The 15,406-nt window shown below is 55.2% G+C and carries 20 protein-coding genes; 10 read left to right on the forward strand and 10 right to left on the reverse strand.

From position 1 onward, the window contains the following. Window positions 1–11: 11 nt before the first annotated feature. From FY046_RS06160 to FY046_RS06185, 6 genes are all read right to left on the reverse strand, one after another. Complete coding sequence (locus FY046_RS06160) at window positions 12–563, reverse strand: COG4648 family protein (protein ID WP_133840947.1); 552 nt, start codon at window positions 561–563, stop codon at window positions 12–14. Between the two features lie 29 nt (window positions 564–592). After that, window positions 593–841: an acyl carrier protein gene (locus FY046_RS06165; RefSeq protein ID WP_133840948.1), complete on the reverse strand. Its 249-nt coding sequence runs from the start codon at window positions 839–841 to the stop codon at window positions 593–595. 22 nt (window positions 842–863) lie between these two features. Further along, window positions 864–1,133: a phosphopantetheine-binding protein gene (locus FY046_RS06170; protein ID WP_133840949.1), complete on the reverse strand. Its 270-nt coding sequence runs from the start codon at window positions 1,131–1,133 to the stop codon at window positions 864–866. Window positions 1,134–1,148: 15 nt separating this feature from the next. Continuing rightward, window positions 1,149–1,943, reverse strand: coding sequence for a lysophospholipid acyltransferase family protein (locus FY046_RS06175; RefSeq protein WP_446185875.1), 795 nt, complete (start codon window positions 1,941–1,943; stop codon window positions 1,149–1,151). After that, window positions 1,936–2,664, reverse strand: coding sequence for a beta-ketoacyl synthase chain length factor (locus FY046_RS06180; protein ID WP_133840951.1), 729 nt, complete (start codon window positions 2,662–2,664; stop codon window positions 1,936–1,938). Before FY046_RS06180 ends, FY046_RS06175 begins: the two co-directional genes overlap by 8 nt. Before the next feature lie 272 nt (window positions 2,665–2,936). Beyond that, window positions 2,937–3,323 (reverse strand): hypothetical protein, encoded by a 387-nt coding sequence (locus FY046_RS06185; RefSeq protein WP_133840952.1) that lies wholly within the window; start codon window positions 3,321–3,323, stop codon window positions 2,937–2,939. 244 nt (window positions 3,324–3,567) lie between these two features. Here FY046_RS06185 and FY046_RS06190 point away from each other — a divergent pair, with 244 nt between their 5' ends. Together FY046_RS06190 and FY046_RS06195 are read left to right on the forward strand one after the other, a co-directional pair. Then, on the forward strand, window positions 3,568–4,404 hold the full coding sequence (locus tag FY046_RS06190; protein WP_446185876.1) for an AraC family transcriptional regulator: 837 nt from the start codon (window positions 3,568–3,570) through the stop codon (window positions 4,402–4,404). 51 nt (window positions 4,405–4,455) lie between these two features. Next, window positions 4,456–4,863: a DUF2000 domain-containing protein gene (locus tag FY046_RS06195; protein ID WP_133842085.1), complete on the forward strand. Its 408-nt coding sequence runs from the start codon at window positions 4,456–4,458 to the stop codon at window positions 4,861–4,863. 33 nt (window positions 4,864–4,896) lie between these two features. Here FY046_RS06195 and FY046_RS06200 read toward each other — a convergent pair whose 3' ends face one another. The 4 genes from FY046_RS06200 to FY046_RS06215 all read right to left on the reverse strand — a co-directional run bounded on the left by FY046_RS06200 (window position 4,897) and on the right by FY046_RS06215 (window position 9,529). Beyond that, window positions 4,897–6,279 (reverse strand): efflux transporter outer membrane subunit, encoded by a 1,383-nt coding sequence (locus FY046_RS06200; RefSeq protein ID WP_446185877.1) that lies wholly within the window; start codon window positions 6,277–6,279, stop codon window positions 4,897–4,899. Then, entirely contained in the window at window positions 6,276–7,367 is a 1,092-nt protein-coding gene (locus FY046_RS06205; protein WP_446185878.1) for an HlyD family secretion protein, read from the reverse strand. The genes FY046_RS06200 and FY046_RS06205 overlap by 4 nt, the downstream gene beginning before the upstream one ends. A 37-nt stretch (window positions 7,368–7,404) precedes the next feature. After that, window positions 7,405–9,036 carry an MFS transporter gene (locus FY046_RS06210; RefSeq protein ID WP_205945556.1) on the reverse strand — a complete coding sequence of 544 codons (1,632 nt, stop codon included), beginning with the start codon at window positions 9,034–9,036 and terminating at the stop codon, window positions 7,405–7,407. Window positions 9,037–9,097: 61 nt separating this feature from the next. Next, a complete protein-coding gene (locus FY046_RS06215; RefSeq protein ID WP_133840957.1) occupies window positions 9,098–9,529 on the reverse strand; it encodes a MarR family winged helix-turn-helix transcriptional regulator in 432 nt (143 codons plus the stop codon). A gap of 143 nt (window positions 9,530–9,672) precedes the next feature. Here FY046_RS06215 and FY046_RS06220 point away from each other — a divergent pair, with 143 nt between their 5' ends. The 8 genes from FY046_RS06220 to FY046_RS06255 all read left to right on the forward strand — a co-directional run bounded on the left by FY046_RS06220 (window position 9,673) and on the right by FY046_RS06255 (window position 15,360). Continuing rightward, entirely contained in the window at window positions 9,673–10,149 is a 477-nt protein-coding gene (locus FY046_RS06220; protein WP_446185879.1) for a GNAT family N-acetyltransferase, read from the forward strand. 244 nt (window positions 10,150–10,393) lie between these two features. After that, window positions 10,394–10,942 (forward strand): PTS glucitol/sorbitol transporter subunit IIC, encoded by a 549-nt coding sequence (gene srlA / locus FY046_RS06225; protein WP_062743787.1) that lies wholly within the window; start codon window positions 10,394–10,396, stop codon window positions 10,940–10,942. 14 nt (window positions 10,943–10,956) lie between these two features. Beyond that, the gene (srlE, locus tag FY046_RS06230) at window positions 10,957–11,949 is read left to right on the forward strand and encodes a PTS glucitol/sorbitol transporter subunit IIB (protein WP_167864357.1); all 993 of its coding nucleotides are present in this window, start codon (window positions 10,957–10,959) and stop codon (window positions 11,947–11,949) included. Between the two features lie 14 nt (window positions 11,950–11,963). Further along, window positions 11,964–12,332: a PTS glucitol/sorbitol transporter subunit IIA gene (locus FY046_RS06235; RefSeq protein ID WP_167864356.1), complete on the forward strand. Its 369-nt coding sequence runs from the start codon at window positions 11,964–11,966 to the stop codon at window positions 12,330–12,332. A 12-nt stretch (window positions 12,333–12,344) separates the two neighbouring features. Continuing rightward, window positions 12,345–13,124: a sorbitol-6-phosphate dehydrogenase gene (srlD, locus tag FY046_RS06240; RefSeq protein WP_062743790.1), complete on the forward strand. Its 780-nt coding sequence runs from the start codon at window positions 12,345–12,347 to the stop codon at window positions 13,122–13,124. Between the two features lie 48 nt (window positions 13,125–13,172). Continuing rightward, entirely contained in the window at window positions 13,173–13,535 is a 363-nt protein-coding gene (locus FY046_RS06245; RefSeq protein WP_167864355.1) for a transcriptional regulator GutM, read from the forward strand. Between the two features lie 90 nt (window positions 13,536–13,625). Continuing rightward, complete coding sequence (srlR, locus tag FY046_RS06250; protein ID WP_167864354.1) at window positions 13,626–14,393, forward strand: glucitol operon DNA-binding transcriptional repressor SrlR; 768 nt, start codon at window positions 13,626–13,628, stop codon at window positions 14,391–14,393. Window positions 14,394–14,397: 4 nt separating this feature from the next. Further along, the gene (locus FY046_RS06255) at window positions 14,398–15,360 is read left to right on the forward strand and encodes a KpsF/GutQ family sugar-phosphate isomerase (RefSeq protein WP_446185880.1); all 963 of its coding nucleotides are present in this window, start codon (window positions 14,398–14,400) and stop codon (window positions 15,358–15,360) included. Window positions 15,361–15,406: the final 46 nt, after the last annotated feature.

Genomic DNA, 15,406 nt, shown 5'->3' on the forward strand with positions numbered 1-15,406 from the left:
AACGTTGTGACTCACCGCGAGGCCTTTATGCGCTGGCGTACACACCATTCGCCCGCCATCAACAGCCCGATTAACAGATAGCTGATTAGTCCGTTCCACCACGTCCACCAGAAAAGAGAAGTTTGCAGGCAGGTGACCAGCGCCACCCCGCCATTCATCAGAAAGAACAGGCACCAGACCTGCGTGACGCGACGGGTGTATGCCACCGCGCGCGGCGGTAAATCGGTTTCACGCAGACGGGCCAGGCGTTCAACCAGCGGCATGGCGCTGAATAAGGAGCTGGCGAACAGCAACAACAGAATGGCGTTTACCGCCACCGGGTACCACAGCAACAAATGATGGTCGCGCAGCAGCATGCTGGCCGCACACAGCGCTGCCCCGGCCACTGCCAGCCATTTGCCTGTCATCGCAAATGCCCCCTGCTGCCGACGCAACCCCAGCCAGCGCAGCACAAACAGCAGTGCCATCAATGGCAGCAGCCAGTGATATTGAGGGTGAGTGAGGCTGAACCCGACCAGAAATGGCCACAGCACCAGCAACAGCCCGGTGAGCATACGTAGCATCGGTTCGCTTTCCCTGCCGCCGTTAACGATCAGCCTTCACGCAGCAATTGTTCTACTGCATCCACCACATCCTGCACGGTGCGGACTGATTTGAAGATCTCAGGTTTGATTTTTCGGCCAATGCGCTTTTGCAAATGCACGACCATATCGACGGCATCAATGCTGTCCAGTTCAAGGTCTTCATACAGACGCGATTCCGGTTTGATATCGTCCGCATCCAGCTCAAACAATTTGACCAGCAGGCCAGTGATTTCCTGATAAATTTCGTTCTTATCCATTACGGTCTTCTCCTGGATACAATCAGGCCGTCAGCGCAGAACGCTGGGCATGGATAAACGCCGCCAGGGTGGCAACGGAGTAAAAATGCTGACGCATTTCGTCACTTTCGGCAGAGAGCACCACGCCGTAACGGCTTTTCACCGCCAGGCCCAGTTCCAGTGCGTCGATAGAATCAAGACCCAGGCCGTCGCCAAACAGCGCCGCGTCGGTTTCAATATCCATCACGCTCACTTCTTCCAGATTAAGCGTGTCGATGATCATCTGTTTAATTTCGAGCGATAACTCTTCCATACTGTTTCCGAATAATTATTGATGTTCTGGTGTTAATGCATCTTGCAAATAGTGAGTGAGGTGACGCGCGGCACGTGACTCCAGCTCCCCCTCTTCGGCCCAAAATGTGCTGCCGTCAATGCGCTGCTGCACGCGCACGGTGAACAGCGGTTTTTCTTCTGGTACCTGATACCAGCGGCTCTGCTTGTCGAGCATACGCTGGGTACAGACAATATGAACCAGACGCAGATCGCAACGGCAGCGCACTGCAATATTGGCAGCGCCGCGCTGGAGTTTCAGTGGTTCACCGTAACGGGTACGTGTCCCTTCCGGGAACAGGATAATCGCATCACCCTGATCCAGACGGCGCTGGCTGTCCGGCAGCAGCGTTTCCCCCTGGCTGTTCACCAGATAATCCGCAGCGCACACCACGCCGGAAAGGAAAAAGTTTTTCTGTAACCCGGCTTTCACCAGGCAATCTGCTTCCGGCATCACTGACGCCAGAAACACGTAATCCACCAGCGAAGGATGATTCGCCACGATCAGACAACGTCGATCCTGTTGCAACAGTTCGGCCCCTTCAATGCGGTAGTCAAACACCCCAAGGGTACGGCAACAGCGCAGGAAAAGACGAAAACAGCGCGAGATACTGCGCCGCGCCAGGCGGCGGCGCTGCTGAGGATTGCGCAACAGCAGCAGCAGGTTAAACCACACCAGCGACAGCATCAGCCCTCCCAGACCAAATAGCGTAAAGCACAGGCCGGTCATCAGAATGCGCCAGTAGCGACTGAGGTAACGATAAGGTCGGGCTCGCAGGGTGAGATCAGTCATAGCGACACGCCCACTGCCAGTGGAAACGATCGCCCGGCACGCTGAACTGCGCCTGACGTGCCAGCCAACCGTGCAGGAACAGCAGGCTTTGCGGCAGCGCAGGCGCACGCGGCGTAGCCTGCGGCTGGCTCACACACTGACAGGCATCACCCGGTGCCAGCAGCAATGCCACCGCATACGCAGAAAACAGCGTCAGGTCAGGAATATGCGGGTGATAGATATCAGGAATGGTGCCGTCAAAATCAACCAGCAGCACATGGTGATAGCCCGCGGCATGTAACGCGGCCACTTCCAGCATACCCTGCTGAAAAGAGTCCACTCCGGCTGACAATGACGTTGAGACCAACGGGGCTTCGGCGGCAATGGTCAGGCTGCCTACCGCCGCATTGTGCACCGACATCGCAAAGTCTGTCGGCGACAGATTCTGCTGTTTTGCCAGGGCAGTGAGAATACGTAGATTACGCTCCAGCTCACCGTGACGGCTGGTAAATACCAGCGCATCCACGGGCTGACGACGCATGACAGACAGCCCACAGTCCACCGCCGAACGGCTGCCGCTGTTCAGACGCCGCGCAGTCATCATCGGCAGCTGGCTGCATTTGGCCAGTTGCTGCGTGCTGTCGATGACGGGCGGCTGCATTGCCCAGTTTTGCCAGTGCTCAGGCTCATTCAACCCGGGCGCGCTAGCCTGCCAGTCGAGGAGTGTAAAGGCTAAATTCATGCTGATTCTTCTTGCAGCGCGGGAACGTTCTCCGCCCTGTATTCGAGTAATTTGATCATGCCCACAGAGGGATCGTCACTGCGGTTCATCGGTCCATTCAGCGGCACCCGTGCCGCATGGCTAAACCACAGCATAGCGTTTAGCAACGGGTGCTGGCATTCGGAATTAACCGCATTTGCGATATAAAACGCTGTTAACGACTCACCCCATTTAATGGGTTGTCGGCCAGGCTGGCAGGATCTTTAATGCCTGAGCGAACCGACGCCTGACGATTAGGGTGTTTTTGAGGATGCCAGACGTAACTGGATGTCCTTATCGAGGTTATTGACCCAACGATTGTAATTACGGTGAATTTCACCCGGTGCGGCCATCAAGTTATTGCTACCGACATAATTGATAGAATAATGGTTCGCGCCGTAGGTAATGCGAATATCGGCGCTATGGTTACGCTGAATGATCCGCCCGGTAATCACGCCCGGCTGCTGTGGCTGCATCACCCATTGACGTGCGCGCCCGGCGTCCAGAATGGCCGTTTGCAACTGATTGTCGCTGTAATCAGCATTCAGCGTTTGATTGATATTTTTTACCGGTTCAGTGCGCGCGCACCCTGCCAGCGCAAAGGCGCATAACAGTGTGGCGAAAAGACGTGACTTTTTCATAGCATCCCTAAAAATAATCTATAATTTCCAGCTAGTTATTTGCACAAATAGCACCCATTACGGAGATTTTTTTCCGCATGACTCAGACTATTAATTGTAAAGATTCGCATAATAGCATTCGTTGCTAAGCAATGAGAAGTACTAAAGAATCCGATTGATTCCCAATTTTTTCTCGTTATTGATTGGCATCAAGGGTGCCACTGACGCTACGCTGTCGTGGGGATTCTCTGAAGGGGGCAAGGTTATGAAGCCATCAGGCTGGATAGAAATGGCGCGCGATGACGCGACGTCGATTGAAACCCTGCGCGCTCATTTTACCGGCCACGCTTACGATCCACACTGGCATGACAGCTACCTGGTCGGTGTGACCGAACAGGGTGTGCAACAGTTTCATTCGCGTCGCCAGCAGCATCAGAGCCGTCCCGGTACGGTATTTTTACTGGAACCGGGTGAACTGCATGATGGCGATGCGATCGACGAAAGGGGTTTTACCTATCGTATGCTGTATATCGACCCGCTCACGCTGCGCCAGCAATTAAGCAGCCTGTTTAGTGAGATTCCCGACCGTTTTAAACTGAACTTTGCCCGTACCCTGAGCAGCGATCGTCAACTGGCGTGGGCAACGCTTCATGCCTTTCAGGCTCTGCATGACAATGAGTTGAAAATCATCAAAGAGAGCGCGTTACAGCGCCTGTTTTCTGCCCTGACACGCCACCTTCACTGGCGGCGCCCCCTTCAACTGGCTGCGCATGAGAACACCCTGGCGCTGCGGGCGCGCGATTTTATGCTGGACCACCGTTATGACAATATCGGCCTGAGCGATATGGCAGCGGCGCTGGAGGTTGATCGTTTTCGTCTGTCACGCGAGTTTCACGCTCACTTTGGCCTGCCTCCTCATGCCTGGCTGATTCAGTTGCGCCTGAGCGAAGCGCGCCGCCTGCTGTCGGCCGGTCAGCCCCCAGCCCTGGTTGCGGCACAGCTGGGATTTGCCGATCAAAGCCATCTCGGGCGCTGGTTTAAACGCGCCTATCAGCTGACTCCCGCTTTTTATCAACAGCACTGCACAAATCTTCCAGACTGAGCCGCCGCACTGATTTACGCTGCGTTTTTTCTCCGTCAGAAGGCAAAAATGATGAACGATGTTCGTTGTGTGGTGGTACTGAATAGTGCGTTAACCGTGGGCAAGGCGGCCAACGCCGCCGCGGTACTGAGCCTGACGCTGGGGCAGCGCCATCCGCATCTGGTCGGTGATGCGTTAGCGGATGCCAGTGGCCAGTGCTATCCGGGCCTGATCCCGGTGGGCATCCCGGTGCTGTCAGCCGATAATACCCAGTTGAGTGTGCTGCTTGAGTGCTGCGAAGAGCAGCAGTTTGATGCGATTATCTTTCCGCAGGAGGGCCAGATGACGGTGGATTACGCCGAATTTTCAGCTGCCGTCAGTCAGATTGCCACCGCCGATCTACAACACCTCGGGCTGGCTATCGCCGGGGAGAAGAAGGCACTGCGGAAACTGACGGCGAAACTGAAACTCTTTGGCTGATCGCAGGCCGACAGCAGCAAGCCTGCCTATCTGTTATGACGCCTGCCAGCCGCCGCCCAGTGCGCGGTAGAGATCGATCTGCGCCAGCAACAGGTTATTTTTGGCCTGCACCACACTGAGCTGGATGCTGAACAGCGTACGCTGAGCATCCAGCTCATCCAGATAGGAAGCGTAGCCATTCTGATAGCGGTTGCGCGCGATACGCAGCGCCTCCTGCACCACTTTCTCCTGTGCCTGTAACTCGGAGAGTTGCTCCTGATAGCGGGTAATGGCATCCAGATCGTTATTCACTTCACCAAACGCACTGCGCACGACTTTTTCGTAGTTGTACAGTGCCTGGTTGCGCGTGGCCATGGAGACATCAACCTGTGCGGTCAGCGCTTCACGGTTCAGCAATGGTGCCAGCACGCTGCCACCAATACTCCACAGGCGGAACGGATTCTCCACCAGTTCATGGAGTACCGAACTTTGCATTGTTCCGGTGGCGGTGAGATTCAGTGAAGGCAGCAGACTGGCGCGTGAAGACTGAAGAGATGCATCGGCCGCCAGTAGCTGGCGTTCGGCCTGCACGATATCCGGCCTGCGCTGCAACAGTTGAGACGGCATCACGGCGGGCAGCGTCTGCGGTGCCACGTGGTCAAAGTGGTTCTGGCGGGCAATCTGACGCGGGTTCATTCCGACCAAAATACTCAGGGCATTTTCCTGCTCCGCAATCTGATGTTGCAACAGCGGGATTTGCGCTTTCGCCGTCTGATATTCCGACTGCGACTGCACCCACTCCAGCCGCGAGGTGTAACCCGTTTCAAACTGGCGCTGTGCCAGCTTTAACGAGTTGGCACGGCTGGCCAGGGTGGCTTCCGTGACCCGCAGCTGTTCGTCGAGCGACACCAGGGTCATATACCCTGACGCCACCGAACTGGCGATGGTCAGTTCGGCCGCGCTCGCCGCCGCCTGCTGGGCTGCCAGCGAGGCTTTGGCTGCATCAATGCTGCTGCTGCGTTCTCCCCATAAATCCACGTTGTAGTTGGCCTGTAACAGGCCCTGAAAGACGGTCGATTGCGCAGGCTGGCCTGTTGCCGCGGAGATAGCCCGCGCACGGCTTGCCGCCACGCCGGCATCCAGCGTTGGGAAGTTATCCCCCTGCGCTCCGCGCAGCTGAGCACGATACTGATCGACGCGTGAACGGGCGGTTAATATATCCGGGTTGTTGCGCAGCGCCTGCTCCACCAGCTGATTCAATGAGGCATCGTTAAACGCCCGCCACCAGCTCGCTTCCACCGCCGCACCCGGTCCAACCTGATTGCGCCACTGCATCGGTATTGGCAGCGCCGACGGTGCCTGCTGCACTTCCGTAGCGCAGCCTGCCAGCGTAGCCGTCAGCATCATCATCACCAGAGTTTTCGGCGCAGACATCATTTTTTATCTCCATCCTGCGCGGCCGCAGTATCGATATTGACCTCGACCGACATGCCCGGACGCAGATGGGCCGTGTTATCGCTGGTGATTTTAATTCGCACCGGTATGCGCTGGGCAATTTTCACAAAGTTGCCGGTGGCGTTATCCGGTGAGATCGCACTGAACTCCGATCCCGCTGCCGGTGAGATATACTCCACCTCACCGTTAAACTGTTCACCGTCCAGCGCATCAACGTGGAACGTCACAGGCAGACCCGGACGGATGTGCGCCATCTGAGTTTCTTTCATATTAGCGACCACCCACATCTGCTGCGGCACCAGTGAGGTCAGCCGGGTTCCCGCTGTGACATAAGCGCCCTGCCGCACAGCGATTTGCCCTAACTGCCCATCACGCGGGGCAATAATTTTGGTGTTGTCGAGGTCGATCTGCGCCAGTTCCAGCGCCGCCTGCGCGCTGGCGACATCTGCCTCCAGCGAGGCACGATTAACAATCACGGTTTGCAGATCCTGACGTGAGACTTCCAGCGTGGCCTGCGCCTGCTGCACATCCGCCAGTGTCTGGCTGTTGCTGGCACGCGATGCATCTCGTTCACGCAGAGAGAGAGAACCATCAGAGACCAGATTTTCCACACGCTTCAGATCCAGCCCACCTTTTACCGCCTGGGCTTTGGCGTTTTGCAGTGCGGCATCATTGCGTTTGATCACCGCTTCCGCACTGCGACGCTGCTGAATATTGTTGGCCAGCGTCGCTTTTTTCATATCCAGCTGCGCCATCGCCTGGTGCACGCGCTGGCGATAGATGCGGTCGTCAATGGTCATCATCAGGTCGCCCTGGTGGACCGGCTGGAAGTCCAACACCTTAACCTCAGTGATATAACCACTGACCTGCGGGCTGATAAAAGTCACCTGGCCGCGCACATAGGCGTTTTCCGTTGACTGTGTCTGGCTGGTAAAGGGCGGTAGCTGCCAGGCGTAAAGGATCACCAGTACGCCGACCAGGGCAATCCCCGATCCAAGGGCAATCGATAAAATACGCAGCTTATTATTTCTCAGACGCTCGGTGAGTTGCTGCTGTTCCTGTTGACTCATGTTTTCCCCGTGTTCCCTTCTTCGTTCCACAGAACGCTTACCGGGCAATAGTCTTGTTAAGATTTTGCATCGCGCGCTGTTCCGCTTCGGCTTCGCGTTTGGCCTGCTGCCAGTTGAGATAACGCAGACGCGAAAGACGCCACAGCACCCAGAGTAAAGTGATCCCTGCCATGATGGCAGTCAGCATATACACATCGTTATAGGCCAGTACATTCGCCTGTAATGTGGCAACGGTTTGCAGCTGTGCCGTGCCCTGAGCACTTTGCAGGGTGCTGTCACCCACAAGGCTGGCAAACAGATTATTGTACTGGGCTAAACGATCGGTCACGTTCGGATCCAGCAGCGACAGCTGGTCACCGAGCAGGCTGGAGTGATATTTTTCGCGCCAGGTCTGGAAGGTCCCGAGCAGCGCCGAACCCATCAGGCCGCCGAGGTTTTGACTCATACCAAACAGCACTACAAAGCTGACCAGGTTCTTCGGCTGAGTCACCACGCTGCCCACGCCCAGCAGCATCGCTGGTGCGATAAAGAAGGAGGTACTGAAGCCCAGCAGGAACTGACTGAAATACATATTACTGGCGCGGGTCAGCGGGCTGGACTGGGCATCCATCAGCGAGGCCACCATCACGATAATCAGCGACAGGACAATCGGCCAGCTCAGATGTTTGGGATTAATGGTCAGCGCGCTACAGATAATCCCCGCCGCCACCCCGGCAAGGATCGCCAGCGCCAGCCCCTGCATCTGATCGTTCAACATGCCAATCTGTTGCAGATAACCAATCGCACCGGTGTTCTGTTCGGCCAGCATGATACGCAGCAGGATCATCACAATACCGAGACGGAATATCGCCCCGCTCCCCAGCCAGCGGGTGTTAATCAGTGGATTACTGCGATTGTGTTCCACCAGCACGGCGGCCGTGACCAGCACCAGCCCGAGGGCGAGGCAAACGCCCAGCCACGGCGTGCTGGTCCACCATTCAATGCGCCCGAGCGACAGTACGCCGCAGAACAGCGCCATACCGGGTGCCAACAGGAAGAAGGTCAGAAAGTCTTTTTTCTCGAAAACTTTGGTGCGCTCTCCCGGAGGCAGTTTAAGGATCAGCACCGCACCGAGCGCCATTAACGCCAGCCCCAGCTCAAACAGGTACAACCCGCGCCACTCATCCAGTTGCAGCAGTTCCGTCGAGAACAGACGCGCAAGAGGAATGGCGAGCTGTGAAGCCCCCAGACCAATCGCCAGCGCTTTCAGGCGATGTTTCGCGGGCCAGGCCTGAACCTGATAATAGATACCCAGTGAACTGAGTGCGGCACCGACCATGCCGTGCGCCGCACGGACGATAATCGCGGAACTGAGGTCGTTGACCAGCAGATGGAAGAACGCCACCAGCACATACAGCACCAGAAACGCTTCGGTGAATACCCGCAGCCCGAACTGCTGGCGAAACTTCACCAGCAGCAGGTTAATCGAGATATTTCCCATCACGTAAACGGCGGGCAGCCAGGCAATCTCGTTATTGTAGGCACCAAACACGCCCTGCAAATTGGTCAGGTTGGCAGTCACCAGCGCGTTACTGAGCGCCCCGGTGATGCAAATCAACAGGCCAACGATACCAAAGGCAATGCGTTTATGGGTGGGGTGCAGCGGCGTAGAGGGCGATCCAGGCAGCATGGGCTTTTCGCCAGGCGCCCACTCACGCGGAGCATAGGGATTGGATTTAATGCGGGACACCTTACTTCACCTCTGTCGCCGCCAGCAGTTGCTGCAGTACACGCTGGGTAACAGCCAGATCCCCCGCATTCACGCCAGACAGCAGCTCATTGCGCAGCGCATCAGCTTCTGTTTTCAAACGCTGATACAACACCTCGCCCTTTGGGGTGACATGCAGCAATCGTTTACGACGATCTTCAGGTGGCTGTACCCGCTCGACCAGTTGCTGCTTTACCAGACGGTCAATCAGCGGCACGACGCTGGCATCTTCCAGACCCAGCGACTGCGCCAGTTCTTTCTGACTCATCGGTTCGTCCTGAAGGGCGATCGTCGCCACGGCCATCCAGCTACTCATGCTGAGACCATTATCTTTCATCCGCCGATCTATCGCCTGACGCCAGGCGTGGGCAGTAAGATGCAGCAAACGGGAGAAATTCAGTTCCTGGGTATTCAATAGGTAAGATGCCTGATAATTAGAGCTCTAACTAAACGATATAGCAATTATAGCCACGATGAGATAAAGAAAGGAAGACAACCTCAGAAGAGTGTAGATAATTCTTTTCCGCCTCGCCAGGCGGCTACCGCTTAAGGAACAGCATGATGCCCATTTTTACCCTGCGCCAGCAGCCTGAACGCCGCCATGAGATTGCTCGTCTGTTGCATAGCGAATGGTCTGAACTCGCGAACTGGTCCTCGTTAGCCACCATCAGCCAACGTCTTGATGAGCGTAACCAGCACGACAGCGGCAGTTTTACCCTGATCGCCTGTGACACTGACGGCACGCTGACCGGCACGGCCAGCGTGATCGAATATGAGCTGGACGACAGGCCAGAACGTCGTTACTGGCTGGGCGAAGTGTTCACACCCACAGAGTGGCGCGGTAAAGGAATCGGTTCCCGCCTGGTAAACGCCTGTATTGCCCGCGCCCGCGCACAACAGATAGACGCGTTATGGCTGTATACGCCGGACCAACAGGCTCTTTATCGTCGACTCGGTTGGCAGGATGTGGAACAGCGTTGGATTTCAGAAGAGTGGGTGACGGTGATGGTGCTATGCCTGACACAGCACCCGTAACTCCCCCGCTCCCGTTTTAGCCTATCGAAACCTCCCCCCTCCTGCTTTCTCCTTCCGCCTGGCGGCCAGTTCCGCCGGGAAAAAAGACCAAATGAAAGGTAAAATCTTTCATTTTTACTTTTTATTTGAAAGATAATTCATTCGTTTTGTGATCAATATGGTTTTTTATAAATCTCTTAGGGGCTAGATTAGCTTCCACAGAAAATAACAATATCCACTGTTATCCACGTAAAGAGGTTTCATCATGATTGAAAGCATTACGCACGGAGCCGAATGGTTTATCGGGCTCTTCCAGAAAGGAGGGGACGTTTTTGTCGGCATGGTGACAGGGATCCTCCCCCTGCTGATCAGCCTGCTAGTGATAATGAATGCGTTAATTGTCTTTGTGGGTCAGAAAAGGATCGAGAAACTGGCTCAGCGCTGCGCAGGTAACCCGGTTTCACGCTATCTGTTACTGCCAGTGATTGGCACCTTTGTTTTCTGCAACCCGATGACACTGAGCCTCGGCAGGTTCATGCCTGAGAAGTACAAGCCGAGCTATTACGCCTCTGCATCGTACAGCTGCCACTCAATGAACGGCCTTTTTCCTCATATCAACCCAGGCGAGCTCTTCGTTTATCTCGGTATTGCTAACGGCCTGACCACCCTGAACTTACCACTTGGCCCGCTGGCGGTGAGCTATCTGCTGGTCGGGATGGTAATGAACTTCTTCCGCGGCTGGGTGACCGATCTCACCACCTCCATTTTCGAAAGAAAAATGCACATCCAACTTGACCGTCACGTTCGTTTATAAGAGCGGAGAGAATCATGGCTAAGATTATTGAAATTCATAAAGGCGAAAGCGGCTGGGGTGGTCCCTTATTTTTAGTGCCAGCACCGGGCAAAAAAATCGTTTATGTCACCGCTGGCACTCGTCCGGCCATCGTTGACCGCCTGCACGAACTGACTGGCTGGGAAACGGTGGATGCCTTTAAAGAGGGCGAACCACCGGCTGAAGAGATCGGCGTGGCAGTCATTGACTGTGGTGGCACCCTGCGCTGTGGTCTGTATCCAAAGCGACGTATCCCCACCGTCAATATTCATGCCACCGGTAAATCGGGCCCTCTGGCGCAGTTTATTACCGAAGATATCTATGTGTCCGGTGTACGCCCTGGTGACATCCGCACATCCGAGGAAAACAGCGACGCGCCACAGGTTTCCCTTCCACAGGAAAAACCGATGCGAACTCAACACACCGACTATGACACCAGCAAGAAAATTACTGAGCAAAGTGATGGCCTGCTGGCGAAAGTCGGCATGGGGATGGGGTCTGTCGTCGCCGTCTTTTTCCAGGCGGGGCGCGAAACCATTGATACGGTTCTCAAAACCATCCTGCCCTTTATGGCGTTCGTATCAGCGCTGATCGGCATCATTATAGCGTCCGGCCTCGGCGATTTTATCGCCCATGGCCTGACGCCACTGGCGAACAGCCCGGTTGGACTCGTCACGCTGGCGCTGATCTGCTCCTTTCCTCTTCTGTCACCATTTCTCGGCCCTGGTGCGGTGATCGCACAAGTGATCGGCGTGCTGGTGGGCGTACAGATTGGCCAGGGCACTATCCCACCACATCTGGCTCTGCCCGCGCTATTTGCCATCAATTCGCAGGCCGCCTGTGACTTTATCCCGGTAGGACTTTCACTGGCGGAAGCGCGCCAGGAAACCGTGCGTGTTGGCGTTCCTTCCGTGCTGGTAGGGCGTTTCCTGACCGGTGCACCGGCTGTTCTGCTCGCGTGGGCCGTGTCCGGCTTGATCTATCAGTAACTGACGGAGTGATGATGAAAACTGTCTATGAATCCACCTTTATTGCCGTTGGCGACTGTGCCATGGAAGCGCTTGAAGACCACTTCCTGATCACCTTCGGTGAAGGCGCCCCCAGTGATGTTGCGGAGTACTGTTTTATCCACCGAGCTGAACAGCGTGGCGACACTCCGATTGTCGCAGGTGGTGTGCTCAGCATCGGCGAACAGAGCTGGTCGGTGACAGCGGTCGGTGATGTCGCCGATATCAATCTGCGTGAACTGGGCCATATCACGGTGAAGTTTGATGGTGCCACCACAGCCGAATTCCCTGGCACAGTGCATGTTGCAGGCCAGGTGCCAGCCGGCATTAAACCGGGTCAGAAGTTTCGTGTTTTAAGTCATTAACAGGAGAAATCAATGGATCAGGTTGCTGTAGTTATCGGTGGTGGTCAGACACTGGGTGCTTACCTGTGTAAGGGTCTTGCTGAAAACGGTTATAAAGTTGCCGTTGCGGACCTCAATATCAGTAATGCACAAGCCATCGCGGCTGAAATTAATCGCGCACAGGGAAAAAATGTGGCGACAGGTTTTCAGGTCGATGCCACCGGAGAAGAAAGTGTGGCAGAGCTTGCTCGCGCCGTGGATGAGGCATTTGGTCGTGCCGATGTGCTGGTTTACAGCGCCGGGGTGGCGCGGGCGGCCCCTATCACCCAGTTTATGCTCAACGATTTCGATTTGTCTTTACAGGTCAACCTTGTGGGCTATTTCTTGTGTGCCAGGGAGTTCGCCAGACTGATGATCCGCGACGGTGCAGGCGGCAGGATTATCCAGATAAACTCTAAATCGGGGAAAGTGGGCAGTAAACATAATGCAGGCTACAGCGCCGCTAAATTCGGCGGCGTGGGCCTGACACAATCGCTGGCCCTTGATCTGGCGGAGTACGGCATTACCGTTCATTCGCTGATGCTGGGCAATCTGCTTAAGTCACCGATGTTCCAGTCGCTGCTGCCACAATACGCCGAGAAACTGGGGATTGAACCGGACGACGTGGAGCAATATTACATCGATAAAGTCCCGCTAAAGCGGGGCTGTGACTATCAGGACGTGCTCAACGTTCTGCTGTTTTATACCAGTGATAAAGCCGCCTATTGTACCGGGCAATCCATCAATATCACCGGCGGCCAGGTGATGTTTTAAGCCCCGCCCGGCAGCACAACGCTGCCGGTTTTTTTAATGGAGAACACGATGAGTTCAGTGAATATGTTTATCTGCGTAGCAGGCTTCGCCTGGCTGGGACAAATTGCCCTGGGCTGGTTACAGATGTCACGTTTTAATCATGCCCTGACGCAGCTCCCATCAGAGGGCCGCATCGGGATTGGCCGTTCTTCAGGTCGCTTTAAACCGCGGGCGGTACTGGTTATCAGCGTTGACAGCCGCCACATGATTACGGGAAACTTTGTCATGCGCGGGCTGACCGTCTTCTCGCAGCCCATCCCAGATGATGCCCTGAACGGACTGAATATTCAGAACCTGGTGCCAGCTCACATTTATCCCCACAATAAGGCCATGCGCACGGCGTTGGAATTGGCCATAACAAACAAACGGTGATATCTTTCATTTTGAAAGATTTCCCTTCCTTGTTTGCTTTGTTTGTGCGAATACGAAAGGAATCTATTGGCCTACGACAGGGAAACCAGGATGAAACCTATACAGCGGCAAGCACTGATACTTGAATACCTCCAGGGCAAAGGTCGTACTACGGTTGAAGAACTGAGTGCCTATTTTGACACCACAGGTACCACCATCCGCAAAGACCTTTCTCTGCTCCAGCAGCAGGGTGCAGTGATCCGCACTTACGGCGGCGTTATGCTGAACCGGGACGATGGCGACCAGCCTATCGACAGGAAAACCTTTATTAACTCGGATAAGAAAAAACAGATTGCCTCACGTGCAGCCCAGTGGGTTTCTGAAGGTGATTCGCTTATTTTTGACGCCGGCAGCACCGTGCAGCAGATGGTCCCCCACCTTGCTAAATTTAATAATATCACTGTGATGACGAACAGCCTGACCATCGTTAACGAGCTGGTCGAGCTCAATAACGATCAGGTGATACTGATGCCAGGCGGTACCTATCGCGGCACGTCCGCTTCATTCCACGGTAGTCTGGCGGAAGCCGCATTCAGCCATTTCAGCTTCGACAAGTTGTTTATTGGAGCGGACGGCGTTGACCTTAATGCCGGAGTCACAACTTTTAATGAAGTGTTCGGCGTCAGCCAGGCCATGTGCCGTGCCGCACAAAAAATTATCCTGCTGGTCGACTCGTCCAAATTTGGCCGCAAAAGTCCAAATGTGGTATGCAGTCTCGACTCGGTGGATGTGCTGATCACAGACAGTGGGATTGCTGATAATGTGGCGGCACAACTGCGTGATCGCGGCATTGATGTGATTATCGCGGGAGACAAATAACCTGATGCGTGAAATATTGATCGAAGCAGCCCGAGAGACGCTGCAGACGGAGATCGATCAGATCGTCAGTCTGCCTGACAGGCTTGATAACGCTTTCGCGGATGCCTGCACAATGATGCTGGCCTGCCGGGGAAAAGTGATCGTAAGTGGCATGGGTAAATCAGGCCACATTGGAAAAAAAATCGCTGCTACGCTTGCCAGCACCGGAACCCCTGCATTTTATGTGCATCCCGCCGAAGCCCTGCATGGTGATCTTGGCATGATTGCCACAGGCGACGTGGTAGTGCTGATCTCTTACTCGGGTCACGCTGCCGAATTTCGCCGCATGATACCACTGTTACGTGCCCTTCCAGTGGGGATCATTGCCTTTACTGGCAATGCCGATTCACCGCTGGCGCAGGAGGCTGACCACGTGATTAACGTAGAAGTGTCACGTGAGGCCTGCCCGCTTGGCCTGGCCCCTACCTCTTCTGCTGTCTGTACCCTGATGATGGGGGATGCGATGGCTATCGCCCTGATGAGGGCACGCAATTTTAATGAGAATGACTATGCGCGCACCCATCCAGCCGGCAGCCTCGGCGCGCGTCTGCTCTGTCGGGTCGGCGATATTATGCGGAATGGCGAGAAAATAGCCCAGGTACAGGAGGACGCATTGATAAGTGATGCTCTGTTTGAACTGACGCGCACAGGGCTGGGTCTGGTGGCGGTAACGGACCGGGATCGTAGGCTGCGCGGCGTATTCAGTGATGGTGATTTACGTCGCTGGCTACTGAAAGGTGGCCATATTTCCGCGGCGATAGTCGATGCAATGACCCCCATGGGCTTCAGCCTTTCCCCTTCGCAACTGGCCTCTGAAGCGCTGGCTGCGTTCCATGAAAGGAAAATTTCTGCTGCACCAGTGCTGTCGGAGGATAACCGGGTGGTCGGTGCCCTGGCAATGCATGATATCCATGATGCGGGGCTCTAAGCCCAACCAGGACATCTGTAAATGATGTATCAGGAAAAAGATTCAG

This window comes from Erwinia sp. 1181_3 (assembly GCF_052824965.1).